The following is a 16,378-nucleotide window of genomic DNA, read 5'->3' as shown; positions in this document are numbered from 1 at the left end:
GGAGAGTATTCATTATGAAGAAGCATACCATCGTCGCCCTCTTGCAAGATCGGCCCGGCGTGTTGAGCCGTGTGATCGGGCTGATCCGTCGCCGCGGCTATAACATCGAGAGTCTGGCCGTCGGCCATAGTGAAACCCCTGGTGTAAGCCGATTGACTATCGTGGTCGAATCGGAAGATGTGGAGCAGGTCGTCAAGCAACTCTACCGCCTGATCGAGGTGCTCAAAGTCAGCGATGTTACCGATGATCCGACGGTCGAGCGGGAGATGACGATGATCAAAGTGCATGCGCCGCCGGCAGCCCGCCACGAGATTATCTCGATGTGTAGCGTGTTCGGTGCCCGGATCGTTGATGTGGGGTCGAACACGATGATTATCGAGATGACCGGGACGCCCGGCAAGGTTGAGAACTTTATCGAGGTCGTGCGCCCTTATGGGATCAAGGAAATGATGCGCACCGGTCGAATTGCCATGGTACGCGGCGCCCGTGGGCACAACGCTGGCGAGTATGTCGAGCCGGCGACAAACGGTGCGAAGGTACCGGTGCTTAACTAGATGGTGCTACGACTGAGACGCCCGCAAAGGGCGTCTCGGTATTTCTAACCAACCGCTTGTGGCATAGGTTTGCCGCATTAGAGTGAGGAAAGAACCATTATGGCAGAGCTGTACTACGACAATCAGGCTGACCTTAATCGCTTGAAAAACAAGCCGATTGCGATTATCGGCTTTGGTAGCCAAGGTCACGCTCACGCCCGTAATCTGGCCGATAGCGGTCTCGATGTACGGGTCGGCCTCTACCCCGGCTCGAAGAGCTGGGCTAAAGTTGAGGAAGCCGGACTGAAAGTGATGACGGTGGCAGAAGCCGCCCGTGAAGCTCAGATGGTGATGATCTTGACACCGGATATCGGTCAAGCTGAGCTGTACCGCGAGCATATCGCCCCGGCGATGGAACCGGGTAAAACCCTGATGTTCGCTCATGGCTTTAACATCCGCTTCGGCCAAATCGTGCCACCAAAAGGGATCGACGTCAGTATGGTCGCGCCCAAAGCCCCCGGGCACCGTGTGCGTGAGGTCTTTGTGCAAGGTGGTGGTGTGCCGGCGCTGATTGCAGTAGAACAAGATGCAACCGGTGGTGCGTTCGAGGATGCGCTGGCGTATGCTAAGGGGCTTGGTTGCACCCGTGCCGGCGTGTTGCGCACCACATTTGCCGAAGAGACCGAGACCGACCTGTTTGGCGAGCAGGTTGTCCTCTGTGGTGGGGTGAGCGCACTGGTGAAGGCTGCCTTTGAAACGCTTGTTGAGGCCGGCTATCAGCCGGAAGTGGCTTACTTCGAGTGTATGCACGAGCTGAAACTGATCGTTGACCTCTTCTATCAAGGTGGTCTCAATTACATGCGTTATTCGGTGAGCGATACGGCGGAGTGGGGAGATTATACCGCCGGCCCTAAGATTATCACCGAGCAGACACGTGCCGCAATGCGCCAGATTCTGGCCGATATTCAGAGTGGTGCGTTTGCCGAAGATTGGATCGAAGAGAACCACAATGGCCGACCGCGCTTCAATGCGTACCGACAGGCCGACATTAATCACCCAATTGAGCAAATTGGGCGCGAATTGCGCCGAATGATGCCGTTTGTCAATCCACGCGAAGTGAAGCCAGGTGAGGGCGGTGCGTAATGTAATGGGGGCACACCGTCGTGCGTGCGCCCTATTAAGCACTCAACAATGTTAGCAGGAGGCAATGTATGACCAACACCACCGAACCGAGTGTAGAATACGTCCGTATTTTCGACACGACCCTCCGTGATGGCGAGCAAGCTCCCGGCTGTACAATGACACTAGAGGAGAAACTGGAAGTCGCACGCCAACTTGCCCGCCTCAACGTCGACATTATCGAAGCCGGCTTCCCGGCGGCATCGCCCGGCGACTGGGCTGCCGTTCACGAGATTGCCCGCGAAATCGGGACACCTGATGGTCCGATCATTGCCGCCCTGGCCCGTGCCAACCGCGACGACATTGATAAGGCGTGGAGCGCGATCCAGCCCGCCGCCAAGAAGCGCATTCACACTTTTATGTCAACTTCAGATATTCATCTGGAGTATCAATTCCGCAAGACTCGGGCCGAAGCGCTGCACCTGATCCATGAGATGGTGAGCTATGCCCGTTCCCTGTGCGAGGATGTCGAGTTCTCACCGATGGATGCCGGACGTACCGATCCACTCTTCTTACGGGAGGCGGTGGCGGTGGCGGTAGCTGCCGGCGCCACGACGTTGAACATCCCCGATACGGTCGGCTATCTCACCCCCGATGAGTACGGTGCAATGATCCGTGATTTGCGCGAGAACGTGCCGGGGATCGAGAACTGCATCCTCTCGACCCACTGCCACGACGACTTAGGCATGGCCGTGGCCAATTCACTGGCCGGAGTGCGAGCAGGCGCACGGCAGGTGGAGTGTACGATTAACGGGATCGGCGAGCGAGCCGGCAATGCTTCACTCGAAGAAGTGGTGATGGCGCTGCATACCCGCCAACAGTATTACGGACTGCGCACCCGTATCAATACGCGCGAGATTGCACGTACCTCACGACTGGTCAGTAGTTTTATCGGTGTGCCCGTACCGCCGAACAAGGCGATTGTGGGTGCGAATGCGTTTGCCCACGAATCGGGTATCCATCAAGACGGCGTTTTGAAGTATCGCCAGACCTACGAGATCATGAGCGCCGAGACGGTCGGTTTCGATAGCAATACGCTGGTACTCGGTAAACACTCTGGGCGTCATGCTTTCCGCAAGTATCTCGAAGAGAAGGGGTACAAGCTGAACGATGACGAATTCCAGCATGTCTTCGCCCGCTTTAAGGATCTGTGTGACCGCAAGAAGAAAGTTGATGATCGCGACATCGAGGCGCTGATCGCAGGTGAGATGCAGCACACCCCAGAGCTGTACAAACTCGATCACGTGCAGTACGCTTCAGGGGTTGGCATGATCCCAACCGCAACGGTGCGGCTGATCGGCCCTGATGGTCAAGCTAAAGTGGATAGCGCACAAGGCACCGGCCCGGTCGATGCAGTGTATCAGGCGATCAACCGGATTATTCAGCGGCCAAATGAGTTGATCGAGTTTTCGATTAACGCCATTACCGAGGGGCTTGATGCTGTCGCCGAAGTAACGGTTCGCATTCGCGAGCAGGGTTCGTCGGCACGCCTTTCGGAAAGTAGTAGCACGGCAACAAGCTTGACCGGCCGCCGGCAGTACCAGCAGATCTTCAGTGGGTATGGTGTTCATACCGACACGATTGTTGCCGCTGCGCAAGCGTATATGGCGGCGTTGAACAAGATGCTGACCGCCCGCCAAGAGCGGATCAAGGCTGAGGCGATGGCATATTCTGCCGGGTATAGTGGTGAAGCAACAACCCTGCCGGTGGACATTTTTGGCGGCAGTACATTAGGGTAACGGACGATACGATGGGTGGGGGCAGGGTTCATCTGCTCCCACCCACATACCGTTCTTGTGCAGGTGGTACAAAGTATCTGGTTGTTGTCATTGATGTTGTATGCAAACGATTGCCTACCTCGGTCCACCGGGGACATTTAGTGAAGAGGCTGCGCTGGCGTATGCTGCCGGTCGAGAAGTGCGTTTGTTACCTCTCGCAAGCATCCCAGCCGTCGTGACGGCAATTGAAACCGCAGCAGCGACGGTCGGTGTCTTACCGATTGAGAATTTACTTGAGGGGAGCGTCAGCTATACGCTTGACTTACTGATCCACGAGACCAATTTACAAATCACGGGCGAGATTGTCGTACCGATTCGACAATATTTGCTGGCCCGACCCGGTTTACAGTTGAGCGACATTAAAGTCTTGTACGCGCACCCCCAGTCACTTGCCCAGTGCCGCCGTTTCGTTGAACGATGCCTACCCGGTGTGATCACCGTCGCATCGCTGAGCAATTCGGCTGCACCGGCTGAAGCGATGGCCGATGAGCGTCCGGCAGCAGCTATCGGTACGCTCCGTGCTGCCGAGCTGGTGGGAGCAAGTATTTTAGCACGCGAGATCGCCGATAGTCCGCATAACGTTACCCGCTTTGTGGTTTTGGCACACGAAGATGCTCCACCGACCGGCGATGATAAGACGAGTTTCTGCTTCGGTTTCACCCGTGAGGATCGCCCCGGTAGTTTGGTTAGTGCGTTGCAGGAATTGGCCGCTGAAAATATTAATATGACGAAACTTGAATCGCGACCAACCCGTGCGATTCTAGGGCAATATATCTTTTTGGTTGATATCAACGGACATCGGCACGAACCACATGTTGCACGTGCCCTTGAACGGATTCGCGAACGTACTGGAATGCTGAAGATTTTTGGCAGTTATCCGCGCTGGAAAGGAAGCAACGGCAATCATCACTAGCCGTAGCAAGGAGTAGTAAGGATGGATAAACCGCGCACGTTATTTGAAAAGGTCTGGGAATCTCACCTGGTGCGTCCAGAGACACCGGAAACACCGGCTGTTCTTTACATCGATCTGCACCTGATCCACGAAGTAACGTCACCACAGGCATTTACCGAACTGCGCCAGCGCGGATTGCGTGTGCGCCGACCAGACAAGACGTTAGCAACGATGGATCACAGTACACCAACAACACCCCGTAATCATCTGGGTATTATCCCGGTTGTTGACCCGATGGCCCTGAGTCAGCTTGAGCAATTGCGGAAGAATTGCGCCGAATTTGGGATTCCGTTGTTCGAGTTGGGTGATGAGAATCAGGGGATTGTCCACGTGATCGGGCCGGAACAGGGGCTGACTCAGCCGGGTATGACGATTGTATGCGGTGATAGTCATACTAGTACTCACGGTGCGTTTGGAGCGTTGGCCTTTGGCATCGGCACTTCGGAAGTCGGTCATGTTCTGGCGACGCAATGTCTCCTACAGCGCAAACCTAAGACCTGCGCTGTGCGGATCGACGGTCGGCTTGGTCCTGGCGTGACTGCTAAAGACATTATCTTGGCTCTGATTGCGAAATATGGTGTCGGTGGTGGCACCGGCTATGTTTTTGAGTATATGGGTGAAGCTATTCGCACGCTCTCAATGGAAGAGCGGATGACGATCTGCAATATGAGTATCGAGGGTGGAGCTCGCGCCGGAATGATCGCACCTGATGATACGACGTTCGAGTATATTGCCGGTCGTCCATTTGCTCCGAAAGGGGCTGCATTCGAGGCGGCAGTCGCTTACTGGCGCACGCTCCCAACCGACGAAGGGGCGGTTTTCGATCACGAACTGACGTTGTCGGCTAGTGATTTGAAGCCGATGATCACCTATGGGACGAATCCCGGTATGGGGATTCCGATTGATGCACCAATCCCCCGACCTGAAGAGATGCCTGATGCGCGTAGCCGGGTGGCACTCGATAAAGCGCTGGCATATATGGGTCTTGAGCCAGGGAAGCCGCTCCTCGGTCATCCGGTTGATGTTGTCTTTATCGGTTCATGTACGAACTCGCGCTTGTCGGATCTGCGACAGGCAGCGCAGTTCTTCCGTGGACGTAAGGTGGCGCCGGGGGTTCGGGTCATGGTGGTGCCGGGTTCGCAGCAGGTGAAGCGTGCGGCGGAAGCTGAGGGACTGGATCGGATTTTCAAGGAGGCAGGCGCTGAATGGCGCGAAGCTGGTTGCAGCGCTTGTTTGGGAATGAACGACGATAAGGTACCGCCGGGTAAGTATGCGATTAGCACCTCCAACCGTAACTTCGAGGGGCGACAGGGGCCGGGTGCCCGCACAATGTTGGCTAGTCCGTTGACAGCGGCGGCAGCAGCGGTCACCGGAGTGGTTACCGATCCGCGCACGTTGTTAACGCAAAGGCGCTAAGAACGCAAAGGCGCGAAGAACGCAAAGGCGCGAAGAACGCAAAGGCGCGAAGAACGCAAAGGCGCGAAGAACGCAAAGGCGCAGAGGGCACAAGCCAAGGTTTACAGGAGATGGACATGCAACCGATTTCAACGATTACCGGCAAAGCGGTCACCTTACCGATTGAGAATATTGACACCGATCAGATCATTCCGGCGCGTTTTCTCAAAGTCACAGACAAGAGCGGTTTGGCTGTGGGGTTGTTTGAGGCATGGCGCTACCTACCCGACGGGACCCTCAACCCCGATTTTCCGCTGAATCGGCCAGAAGCAGCAGGGGCTACTATTCTCATTAGCGGTCGCAATTTTGGCTGCGGTAGCTCACGTGAGCACGCGCCATGGGCTTTGCAAGACTACGGTTTCCAAGCCGTGATCGCTCCCTCGTTTGCCGACATTTTTCGGAGTAACGCGCTCAAGATCGGGTTGTTACCGGTAACGGTCGAGCAAAGTATCTACGATGAATTAGTGATCATGTATGCGAATGACCCTCACATGGTGCTAACGATTGATCTATCAGCGCAGACTGTCACCTTACCCGATGGCCGGCAGGTACATTTTCCTATCGATGCGTTTAGTAAGTATTGCCTGCTACACGGAGTCGATCAGCTCGGCTTTCTGCTTCAACAAGAAGCGGCTATCGCGGCTTACGAGACCACTCACCCACAGCCGGTACGGACGACGACTCGTCGTTAACCAAATTGACATCCGTTGCGGAACTAATCGGCGCTGTCTGCGGTATTATAAGTAGACGCAGCAGCGCCGAAATGTCTTGATTCTGTGTTGGCGAACTATGCACCGATTTGCCCGCTGGCTCATAATCTTGTGCTTACTCGTCGCAGCTACATCGGTACACGCACAGCCGGCGGGTGGGTGGAGTGTTGCCGAGTTTTTAGCCGATCAACCGGGACAGTTACGCGATCTCACCTTTGATGGACGTAGTGCAGCTCAGATCATTGAGGAGCAGAGTAGCTATTTTGGAGTTAGTCCGTTTCTAATCCTTGCGCTGCTCGAAGCAACTGCCGGTCTCTTGAGTAATCCGTCACCACCGGCAGAAGCAATTTCGTATCCTTTCGGACGCCACGGCCCTGATGGTTTCGTCGCGCAAATTGAATGGGCCAGTCGTGAATTGCGTGCCGGATTGGGGCCTTACCAACAACCTCCGACACTTCGCCTGAGTGATGGTTTAACACTAACCCTGTCGCTCGATGAACCGGCAGAATGGATTGCGATCAAGCGTTTCTTGGCACACGGTCGCGATTCGACAGCATGGTTAGCGGCGGTAAAGGCCACACATACCGCATTGCGCACCTATTTTGATGGGCAACTGGCTCCTCCGGCAACGATTGCCTCGTTGAGCACAGGTTGGTTGCGTGCGCCATGGCCACTGGGTACACGTGTTATCCATTTGGCTTATTTCGATCACATGTACCCTATGGTTGATCTTGGCAGTGATGGCAATAGTGAGATGGTTGACTATCTGGGTCGGCGTAATCTCCAATACAACAGCCACGATGGGCACGATTATGTCTTTCCAGATGCACCGTTTACTACACCTATTCTCGCTGCCGCTGCCGGAACAGCCTACGCCTTTAACGAAGCGCGCGGGTTGGGTGTAGTGATTGTTCACCCAAACGGCTATGAAACTGTCTACTGGCATTTGAGTGCGCTCGATCCTATCTTTAACACCGGCAACGGTGTGTCGGTCATGGCCGGTCAGCCGATTGGGTTCAGTGGTGCTAGTGGGGTAAGTGGTACACCCCATCTCCACTTTGAAGTACGCCGTTGGGAAGGCGGGATACGTAAACAAGTCGATCCGTATGGTTGGTATGGTCCCGGTGTCGATCCTTGCCCTATGTACGCCGGTTGTGCGACAAGCACGTGGCTGTGGCATCCCGATCTGATTGGACAGTATGACTTTACCCCACCCGATAACCTACCACCACCTAGCGACACAACACCGCCGATTGGCACAATGCGGGTCACTCCACCGTCTGATCTGCTATTGGCTGTCACTTTTGATGGGCATCCCCTCCACACGGTAGGGCAAGGGTTGCCCCAGATCACCGGTGTACTTCGCTTTGAAGCAGGGCGTTTTGGGCAAGCGTGGAACAGTGAGCGTGGTTCCTTGGCCTTCCCCACAACCGGTAACCTCGATCTCGCGCAGGGGACGATTAGTTTGTGGGTAGACATTCCGACCGACTATCCGGTCAATAGTCGCAACCGTCATTACCTCTTCGCGACGAGTGCTGACCCAACGGGGGCACCGGTGTATACGGGAACGCTGGCGCTGCGACGAGACCGGTTAGGTCTGCAAGGGAGCGCCCAATGGACGTTCTGGACGGTGCAGGATGCCGATAAGGGGGAGGATCAATTGAGTGTACCGGACACCTTATCGCCGGGATGGCACCATTTTGCGGTGAGTTGGGAAGCAACGAGTGGTACGAAAGCGCTTTATATCGATGGTGTGCTGGTTGCAGAGCGGAGCAATACTGCCTTACCGACAATCGGTGGCACTCTCTTGCACCTCGGTCGTTTTAGTAGTGATGGTCCAGGAGCCGGGGTGCGATTTGATGAACTGGCCGTCTACAACCGTCCGTTAACAGCAGAGGAGATTGCCGATTTAGCCACAATGCCGCCGCTTAGCGCAGAGCCGATACCGGTTATCGACCAAGTCGTCCGAATTGATACTAACGCTCTCGACGATAATGGTGTCATTGCAGCGGTCATTCTTGGGATCAACAATGAACTGAGCGATCCATTGCCGTACTACGACAGTTACCGATGGCGTTTGCCGGCGGTGAAGGGTGAGCATGTGGTATCTATCCGGTATATTGATCGGGCGGGTAATACCACTGTAGTTAGCCAGACGGTACGAGTTAATCTACCACCACACGTTGATGTAGATAGCGAATGGATCGATCAAGTGACGGTGCGCTTGCATTTTAACGTGCACGATGCTGAACTACCGGTCGAAATGCAATTCAGCACACAGCCCGACTTTGCCGATACGCCATGGTTACCGCTGTTCCCGGAGGTACGCTGGCGTTGGTCAGAAAGCGACGTACCACGTCTATTCGTGCGTTTTCGTGATGCAACCGGTCTGGTGAGTGTCCCGCGGGAGATTACCCTACGCCATCAGGTGTTTATCCCGCTGGTAGGACGTTAACCTTCGGAAGAAGCGATTGAAAACCGGCTCCGCCACCATACCAACCCCAAGACTCCAACCAGATGGATGGCTAATACACTGACGAAATAGACGGTATGTGGACCCACGGTTTGGCGTGCCGCGTCGGGGGCGAGTACACTCTCGATACGAGCCGCAACAAAGGGTGTGAAAAAGTAGAGCGCACCACAACAAGCAGCGGCTAATCGCCACTCATCACGGCACGCGAATACCCAGCCGATAAACGTCGCCAGCGGTGTCGCAAGGATGACCAAGGCGAGCCAGCGTAATATCTCAGGGTTACGATTCTCGGCAAGCGGATAATAGGTTGCCAGTGCAATCACCCAGCCGACACCACCGGCCAACGCCACGAACAACGTTGTACGAAGAGTGCGATCCATTGCAGTACGTTATTATTGTAATTGGCTCAGCATGTGATCAAGCCGATCTTTGAGCTTTTTGATCAGATTCTGTTGATCGGTGATGGCTGCGATGGCTGCCTCAATCTGTTCGAGCTAATTTTCAAGCTGATCTAACGTCGCGACATACCGCTGCCGCAACGCCCCTTGCTTACCATCGCTATGCAAAGGTGTGAGCTGTTGCTGTAAACGCTTTTGACGCTCGAAGATGCGCTGCTGCTCGCGCTCATACTCGACAATCTGCTGTTTGGCAGCATCAATTTGGCGCAACAGATTCAAAACACATGACAAGCGCTGAAAGGTTGTGTCGTCGATAACTTTATCGTGTAACCACGCTTGCAACTTTTCACCGGTCAGACTGGAAATTGTTTCGTAACGTGAGCCAGGGGAGCGTTCGCAAACCGTGAACTCGACACTACCGAAGGCCGGCACTTCAACATTCCAGCTTGCCAATTCGTTGGTTTGGCTCTGTGGCGGTGGTGTGTCAACAATTTCGGCATTATCCGAGAGCGTATGTTCAATGATAACCGTACACGATTTGGCCAATGTACTGGTAATCTTGTACCGGGAAAACGTCAGAAGGTACGAATCGGCAATCAAATCGCCTTGCCCCAAACGAATACTCTGCAATATATTTTGGACATCAAATGATTCACTCACCGTCACCCCTAACTCGGCAGCGTAGAGCACTTTGATCTCTGCGCCGGCACGGGTAAACGGTACGACCGCTTCACCGGTATACTCACCGCCGATCAAGACCGTTACCGGACCTTGCTCGAGAGTCAAGTCGGTGGTATTGGTGAGAAACAAGGCGACAAAGGGATAGCGATTCATCTGTTTTGAGTTGTAAACAAGGACACGCCGCGCCGGCAGGTAGGAACCGACAATAGGCGCCATCGCCGACTGACCGCGTCCGACACTCACCGGCTGGTGAACACGATAGGCAAAGAGCACATCACGATCCTCACCGGAAGCTGCCGTTGGTGTACTTTCAGCCGCTTCTGTTGAATCAAACACCGCAAGAGCGTGTATTTGTATGTCATCCTCACTAACACTTTCTTCCAAAAGCGACGCTCTTCTTTTCGGCTTCGGTGATGGAGGCGGTCGATCGATGACAACGGGTCGATCAGGCGTCTGTGGTTGATACAACTGGTAACGAAACGAGATCGGCTGACCGGCGACTAATGTCACCTCTACATCACGCAGATCCTCGTCTAAAAGGTTATCGAACAGACCCCACCCCTGTAACCAACAACGAGCCTCGTTACCGTCCTCCTCGAACAGCAAGCGATAGCTCACCCGCCAGGCCGGCGCCGGCGCCACATAACCGATCAGCAAATCGTGGTTGCCGGGTGTAAGGTGAACGGTGACCAAGCGGTCGCTCCGATCGCCATGGTCGGCGTGTAGGAAAAAGATGAGATCATTATGGATGACTTCCTCAAGCAATTCGACTTGAACGATGTCGTCAAGAGCAAACGGTCGTACCACCCGTTGATCGCTCAGGTACAGGCTGACCAATGCCCGACGCAACGGTTGCTCATGTTCAACATCAACCCCAATGACTAAACCTTTGACTTGTTCAGCTTGCTTACCGGCAAGGGTGAGCCGCACAGATCGGCCACGCAGATCGCATAATAAATCGAGCAAACTCTGCTCTTGAGAAAGATGAAAACCGGACCGCGCTAACCGGTCAGCGCGATCTTCGGGAGTCGTAAAATCGATATTGCGCACCTGTCCACTGCGGTCGATCACGATCAGGCTCTTCAACACGTCGTCCATCGCGGTGAGGGGAAAGCTCAACGTCAACGTCTCGCCATGGAATTGACCACGACGTTCAAAATAACCGACACCGTGTTTATAGAGCACCATACGCTTAATCGGTGACATCGTCATAGCTCACTTCTGCGGTAAGCGATCGAGTCGGATCGGGTTGTAAGCAGTGTACACGAGGCGACTAACATCGGCAATTGCACCGCCGAGCAGTTCGTCGGGCCAAGCCCACCGATCACCAAGCGGCTTATACACATAGACTGTCAGTACATAATCACCACCGGGCGAACGGACAATACCGGTATCGGCTTGCGTATGTTCGATCCAGCCCGACTTGTGTTCAACCCGAATATTTGGCGGCAACCCGGCGACCATACGGGTCGTATCTGCATTTTCGGCTAACAGATCGAGCATCTCTTGACAACGTTCGGGACTAAGCAGATCAAATTTCTCGAGCAAAACCCCCTCACCTCGGGCACACTCATCGATCATACGATAGAGCTGGCCGATGGCATACGGTGTCGCACGGAGGGCACAACCGGTTTCGGCGTAGGGCGGTTCGCCGACCGGGTCCTTCGGGCCACAACGAAACTTCACATTGTACAGCCGAATGTAATCAAGTGACTCGAAGGGGATGTACAGATAAAGATACTCTAGCCCCAAATCGGCCAGCATATCACTCATCTCTTCGGCGCCGCGAAACGCACTCTCGGTATTTGTACCACCGACGCCGGCGGCCAAAATATCGTTGGCGGCCAGATTATCGCTTTCGATAATCATTGCCCGCATCTGTTGCCACTGATCTTCGGTGAACGACGCCAATTTGGTATAGCCATACAGCATGATTGCCGTCTTGATGGTACTTGTCCCGGCGAAGACGGTACGTGCATTGATTGCCGTTTCGGTACCGGTTTGCAGATCGTACAGATAGATTCCGATCACACCGTCCCATTCAGCCACCAGTGCTTCGAGTTGTTCGGTCAGTTGTTCGGGAGGGACTCGTGGGACTTCAGACGTTGGCCAGCGCGTCAGGTAGATCGGATGGGTAAACTGACCACGGCGGAGTAAGCTGCTGACAATTTCCAGCGAGCGATCCAGATCAATAGCCCGTCCGGGCAGATAGGCAAAACTGCGTGAAAGCACATCGGTCGAGGTGATAACGGTAAACGTTGGAGAAAGGGCCGATGCAGCGGCGAACTCGGCAAGCTTGGCGTGAAGAGCAGTTGCATCAAACGAGTATTGCACCGGCACCTTCAGCGGTGTACCACTACCGAGTGCCGGAGCAGCCGCTGCCAGCAACTGATTCAGATCGGGACGCAAACGAATAGCCGCCGGATCAATGGGTTGGCGAACATCTCCGGCGACCAGTAGGATCGGTGTCGTTGGTGCAGGCAACGCAGTGGTCAGTAAGGTCTGCGCTTCTGCCATGCTCAAACCACCTACAGGCACACCGGCAATTTCGGTACCATCAGCATAGACCGGGACCAACGGTGGGAGAGGGATCGGTGTCGACGGAGGTTGTACTGCTGCCGAGATCTTCGCGGAATCGGTAACTACAGACGAACGCGGTGACGTGGTACACCCGGCAAGAAGAGCCACGCAAAGCAGGGCAGTGGCAAACAAACGTGGCCGGAAGTTCATAGCAGTGGGCTTGCTCCTTGATAGACTACTACAACGTTGTGTGTCATCGGTTGTGGAAGACGTACCCATCAACCACCGACGGTACGAGTATGCCCCTACGAATCAGGCTCGAGGTAGAAGGTGAGAGGATAACCGGCCTCACGAGCCGCATGATGCGCTTGATACACCCGTTCTTGAGCCTCTTGGAACGGCAACACCGTCACCAGTGCGTGCCCTTCGTAATGGGCAGTAAGCATCACTTGTTCGGCCCGCGCCAGATCAAGACCAAAAAAGACCCGCAATACGATGACCACAAAATCCATCGGCGTCACATCATCGTTTTGCACGATGACACGATACGGGCGTTCCAGCTCCTCATCACCGGCAACAACAAAAGTGACGGTGGGCCGCACGACGACTGTTGGTTGTTCAGTTGACATGGGCTGCTCCGTCGCTACACTACAACACCTTATAGGCAGTATAGCATAAACCGTTATGGTTCTTTACGCCGGCGTCGTTTTGCTGTCAGTAAGGCAGCGATTCGCTCTTCATCACTCAGTGGCCGTCGCAGTGCATCAGATGCGTCAGGCGAAGATGGTGATGGCCGGTCAGACGATGAGGACGACGGGACAGGCGCAGCAGTCGTCCGCGACCGTGACTTGCCGATTGCCGATGGTAGCTCAGGCAATGGCACCAACAAGCGACGCAAAGCGACATCGATCGGTAACAACACGAGTGCTATCCAGAGGAGTGGGATTGTCACCGACCGCACTTCGTAAACCGGTTGTGTAGTTGGCGTGAAGACCGTTTCTGGCGGTGGATCAACAGACCCACCGGTTAGCGCAGCGATGTCGGCGAGTAAGCCGGGATTGGCGGCCAACCGGCCATATTCAGGAAGGAAATTGATCGCAAAAGCGGTGGTCACGTTGCCTAAAGGTTGACCGGCGCTATCGCTTGCACCGATTTGTACAAGATAGGCGCCAATCTGATCGATGGTCGTGACCGCCCGATACCGATCAGGAGCCACTTGGCTAAACGACAGCTCGAAACTCGCTTCGAGACCACTGACCCGATTATGAAGCTCGCCGAGTTCAAGGGGACGACCGAGTTCGTCACGAGCCAGCACCTCGATTTCGACGCGGTTCGCATTGACAGTCGTAGTAACGGCTAGCCGTTGATCGTTACCCAACGGCAACGCTTCGGCAACCAGATTTGCGGCAAAGCGCGGAAAATCCGACCACGTCAACCATGCCGCTGCCCATCGTCCACTCAGATCGCTCGTCCAGGCCACAACACGACCCAAACCAACCTGCGCCGTTGCCAGCAGCGGCGCACCATCTTCGGCCATCAACAACACGCGGGAGGTAGAGCGGGCAGATGCCGCATTCCGACCGCGCAATAGTGGCAGCGGCCCTAGCTCACGCAACCACGCAGTGGGGAGCGCTAATACCGGTCTGAACGGCTCTTCGATTACATCACGATCGGCTACCCGTACTGTCTCTTCGAGCACAACCCGTGGCAAATCCGGGACGCGTTGCACCAGATAGTACTTCCCACCACCGATTTGGGCCACTCGTTCGAGCGCCGGATCGGTATCTAGTCCGATTGCAATGGCACTGACGGTAACACCTTGAGCACGGAGATCAGCAACGAGATCGGCATATTCCGTCTCGGAGACCCCGTCGGTGAGAAGGATTACATGACGGATCCGGGCCTGCGAGGTCGCAATTGTCTCGGCAGCCAAGGCGATACCACTGCGAATATTCGTCCCACCACCGGCCACCAAGCGACTGAGGGCGCCTTCAATGGTGAAGAGATCAGGCAATGGCTGTAACGGTAACAACGTATCGGCAACACTATCGAAAGCGATCAAGGCTATCTGATCGCGCTGGGTCAAACCACGACTAGCCTGATAGACAGCTTCACGTGCCAGATCGATCTGGGTGCGCCCATCATCAACGACCTCGCGCATACTACCACTGCGATCGATCACCAACACCAATGCCAGATCAGGTCGTTCTTCGCGGAGCGGCGGATCGAGTGCAACCGGTAAGATTGGTTCTAACAAGGTACGACGCCAACCGCCGGCACCAAACGAGCGAGGGCCACCGATCACGAGCAAGCCACCACCGTGCTCACGGACGTAAGTTGTCAACGCACGTTGCAAGGCGGTTGGCATCTGATCTGCCGGTGTATCAACCAATGCAATGGTATCGAACGCACGCAGCGCGCGCGGATCGGCCGGCGCTTGTGAAGGTTCGTTCACCACAACCGTGATACCGGTAGCTTGCCAGGCTGCGACCAAGGCAGCAACCTGATCGGGGGTTGTGGTAAGGAGAAGGAGGCGGGGAGGGCCACTGACAAAGGTAAAAGCCACCGCTCGATTATTCGCCGGTTGGGTATCGAAAGGGGCAACGAGACGCACTTCAAACTGACGAAAACCGGGTTCGCCGGCAGGTGCGGTGATCGTGAGTTGATTATCACCGATCACCAAATCGAGCGGCACCTCCGTCTGCAACTGACCATCGACGAGCAATTGCACCGTCGCCGCACCACTGACCGCGCTCTCGATCGTCACAGTAAGGGGAATTGTCTGCTCAGTCTGAGCCGTCTTCGGCGCTACAAACGCCGTAATCAACGCATCAGCGGCCCGTTCGATCACGAGCGGCACCACCTCAATCGGTACACCACGGGCCGCCGCTAGCCGAGCAGCAGCCAATGTATCGCCCTCATTCGCGCCGCCATCGGAGAGTAGTACCAAACGCTGGTGCATTGCAGCCGGCAAAAGGGCTAGACCAAGCTCAATCGCATCGGCAATGTTCGTCCGTGAGGAAAGCACCGGCGTATCGATCCGGTTGAGCGGATACGGCGGTTCAGCAATACGTTCGACAGCCGCCCGCGCCCCAAACACAACTACAGCCATACGGTCATCGGGATCGGCGTTAGCTTGGGCTTGCGCGAGATAGTCAAGGATTGCTGTGCGCTGGACGGGTGCGATCGAGTCGCTTGCATCGATTAGAAACACCGTCGCCGTTGCCCACACCGGACGACCGATCTGCAAGCCGGCCATCGCCAACACCAAAGCCGTTAGCAAACCCAATCGCACGATCAGCAGCGCCCATACCCGCCATCGGCCAAGGCGACGACGCAGATCGGCCCAACCTAACCACATAAAGAAGAGGATAGGAACGGCGATAGCAAAGAGCCACAGCGCGGCTGGTTCAACAACACTTAGCACAGCTTACTGCTCTCAAGAACGTGCGCGAAAGCACAATATCCCTTCCCACCCCCAAAAACGCAAAGGCGCGAAGCCGCATAGCGAGTCGGGACCGCGCCCCCAAAAACGCAAAGGCGCGAAGCTGCATGGGATGTCGAGTCGGGACCGCGCCCCCAAAAACGCAAAGGCGCGAAGCCGCATGGGATGTCGAGTCGGGACCGCGCCCCCAAAAACGCAAAGGCGCGAAGCTGCATAGGATGTCGAGTCGGTGAGCTGGACCACCGCGTCGACCG

At 55.4% G+C, this 16,378-nt stretch carries 12 protein-coding genes; 7 read left to right on the top strand and 5 right to left on the bottom strand.

The genetic code is table 11. The annotated features are described in order from the left end of the window. Positions 1-14: 14 nt before the first annotated feature. The 7 genes from ilvN (at position 15) to AC01ZF_RS15570 (ending at position 9,062) form a co-directional block, all read left to right on the top strand. Positions 15-554, top strand: coding sequence for an acetolactate synthase small subunit (gene ilvN, locus AC01ZF_RS15600; RefSeq protein WP_424676381.1), 540 nt, complete (start codon positions 15-17; stop codon positions 552-554). Positions 555-653: 99 nt separating this feature from the next. After that, positions 654-1,676 carry a ketol-acid reductoisomerase gene (ilvC, locus tag AC01ZF_RS15595; RefSeq protein ID WP_424676380.1) on the top strand — a complete coding sequence of 341 codons (1,023 nt, stop codon included), beginning with the start codon at positions 654-656 and terminating at the stop codon, positions 1,674-1,676. Positions 1,677-1,744: 68 nt separating this feature from the next. After that, positions 1,745-3,451, top strand: coding sequence for a 2-isopropylmalate synthase (locus tag AC01ZF_RS15590; RefSeq protein WP_428131338.1), 1,707 nt, complete (start codon positions 1,745-1,747; stop codon positions 3,449-3,451). A gap of 100 nt (positions 3,452-3,551) precedes the next feature. Continuing rightward, positions 3,552-4,403, top strand: coding sequence for a prephenate dehydratase (gene pheA / locus AC01ZF_RS15585; protein ID WP_424677559.1), 852 nt, complete (start codon positions 3,552-3,554; stop codon positions 4,401-4,403). A gap of 21 nt (positions 4,404-4,424) precedes the next feature. Continuing rightward, complete coding sequence (gene leuC / locus AC01ZF_RS15580) at positions 4,425-5,858, top strand: 3-isopropylmalate dehydratase large subunit (RefSeq protein ID WP_424677558.1); 1,434 nt, start codon at positions 4,425-4,427, stop codon at positions 5,856-5,858. Positions 5,859-5,974: 116 nt separating this feature from the next. Continuing rightward, positions 5,975-6,589 carry a 3-isopropylmalate dehydratase small subunit gene (leuD, locus tag AC01ZF_RS15575; RefSeq protein ID WP_428112323.1) on the top strand — a complete coding sequence of 205 codons (615 nt, stop codon included), beginning with the start codon at positions 5,975-5,977 and terminating at the stop codon, positions 6,587-6,589. Positions 6,590-6,686: 97 nt separating this feature from the next. Further along, positions 6,687-9,062, top strand: a complete 2,376-nt coding sequence (locus AC01ZF_RS15570; protein WP_424676630.1) for a LamG-like jellyroll fold domain-containing protein — start codon at positions 6,687-6,689, stop codon at positions 9,060-9,062. Here AC01ZF_RS15570 and AC01ZF_RS15565 read toward each other — a convergent pair. From AC01ZF_RS15565 to AC01ZF_RS15545, 5 genes are all read right to left on the bottom strand, one after another. Beyond that, positions 9,059-9,460, bottom strand: coding sequence for a hypothetical protein (locus AC01ZF_RS15565; RefSeq protein WP_424676631.1), 402 nt, complete (start codon positions 9,458-9,460; stop codon positions 9,059-9,061). The two genes, AC01ZF_RS15570 and AC01ZF_RS15565, sit on opposite strands and share 4 nt — an antisense overlap. 114 nt (positions 9,461-9,574) lie before the next feature. After that, complete coding sequence (locus AC01ZF_RS15560; protein WP_428112319.1) at positions 9,575-11,371, bottom strand: hypothetical protein; 1,797 nt, start codon at positions 11,369-11,371, stop codon at positions 9,575-9,577. Between the two features lie 3 nt (positions 11,372-11,374). Continuing rightward, entirely contained in the window at positions 11,375-12,889 is a 1,515-nt protein-coding gene (locus tag AC01ZF_RS15555) for a serine hydrolase (RefSeq protein ID WP_428131341.1), read from the bottom strand. A gap of 95 nt (positions 12,890-12,984) precedes the next feature. Next, positions 12,985-13,308 carry an ATP-dependent Clp protease adaptor ClpS gene (locus tag AC01ZF_RS15550; RefSeq protein ID WP_424676634.1) on the bottom strand — a complete coding sequence of 108 codons (324 nt, stop codon included), beginning with the start codon at positions 13,306-13,308 and terminating at the stop codon, positions 12,985-12,987. Positions 13,309-13,361: 53 nt separating this feature from the next. Further along, positions 13,362-16,106, bottom strand: coding sequence for a VWA domain-containing protein (locus tag AC01ZF_RS15545; RefSeq protein ID WP_428112316.1), 2,745 nt, complete (start codon positions 16,104-16,106; stop codon positions 13,362-13,364). Positions 16,107-16,378 lie beyond the last annotated feature (272 nt).

The sequence above is a fragment of the Chloroflexus sp. genome, from assembly GCF_056331925.1.
This window is presented reverse-complemented; position numbering and strand designations above follow the sequence as displayed.

What these genes read in the sequence shown, in the direction of transcription:
- ilvN (WP_424676381.1), top strand. Translation starts at nt 15, where the DNA reads ATGAAGAAGCATACCATCGTCGCCCTCTTGCAAGATCGGCCCGGCGTG.
- ilvC (WP_424676380.1), top strand. Translation starts at nt 654, where the DNA reads ATGGCAGAGCTGTACTACGACAATCAGGCTGACCTTAATCGCTTGAAA.
- AC01ZF_RS15590 (WP_428131338.1), top strand. Translation starts at nt 1,745, where the DNA reads ATGACCAACACCACCGAACCGAGTGTAGAATACGTCCGTATTTTCGAC.
- pheA (WP_424677559.1), top strand. Translation starts at nt 3,552, where the DNA reads ATGCAAACGATTGCCTACCTCGGTCCACCGGGGACATTTAGTGAAGAG.
- leuC (WP_424677558.1), top strand. Translation starts at nt 4,425, where the DNA reads ATGGATAAACCGCGCACGTTATTTGAAAAGGTCTGGGAATCTCACCTG.
- leuD (WP_428112323.1), top strand. Translation starts at nt 5,975, where the DNA reads ATGCAACCGATTTCAACGATTACCGGCAAAGCGGTCACCTTACCGATT.
- AC01ZF_RS15570 (WP_424676630.1), top strand. Translation starts at nt 6,687, where the DNA reads ATGCACCGATTTGCCCGCTGGCTCATAATCTTGTGCTTACTCGTCGCA.
- AC01ZF_RS15565 (WP_424676631.1), bottom strand. Translation starts at nt 9,460, where the DNA reads ATGGATCGCACTCTTCGTACAACGTTGTTCGTGGCGTTGGCCGGTGGT.
- AC01ZF_RS15560 (WP_428112319.1), bottom strand. Translation starts at nt 11,371, where the DNA reads ATGACGATGTCACCGATTAAGCGTATGGTGCTCTATAAACACGGTGTC.
- AC01ZF_RS15555 (WP_428131341.1), bottom strand. Translation starts at nt 12,889, where the DNA reads ATGAACTTCCGGCCACGTTTGTTTGCCACTGCCCTGCTTTGCGTGGCT.
- AC01ZF_RS15550 (WP_424676634.1), bottom strand. Translation starts at nt 13,308, where the DNA reads ATGTCAACTGAACAACCAACAGTCGTCGTGCGGCCCACCGTCACTTTT.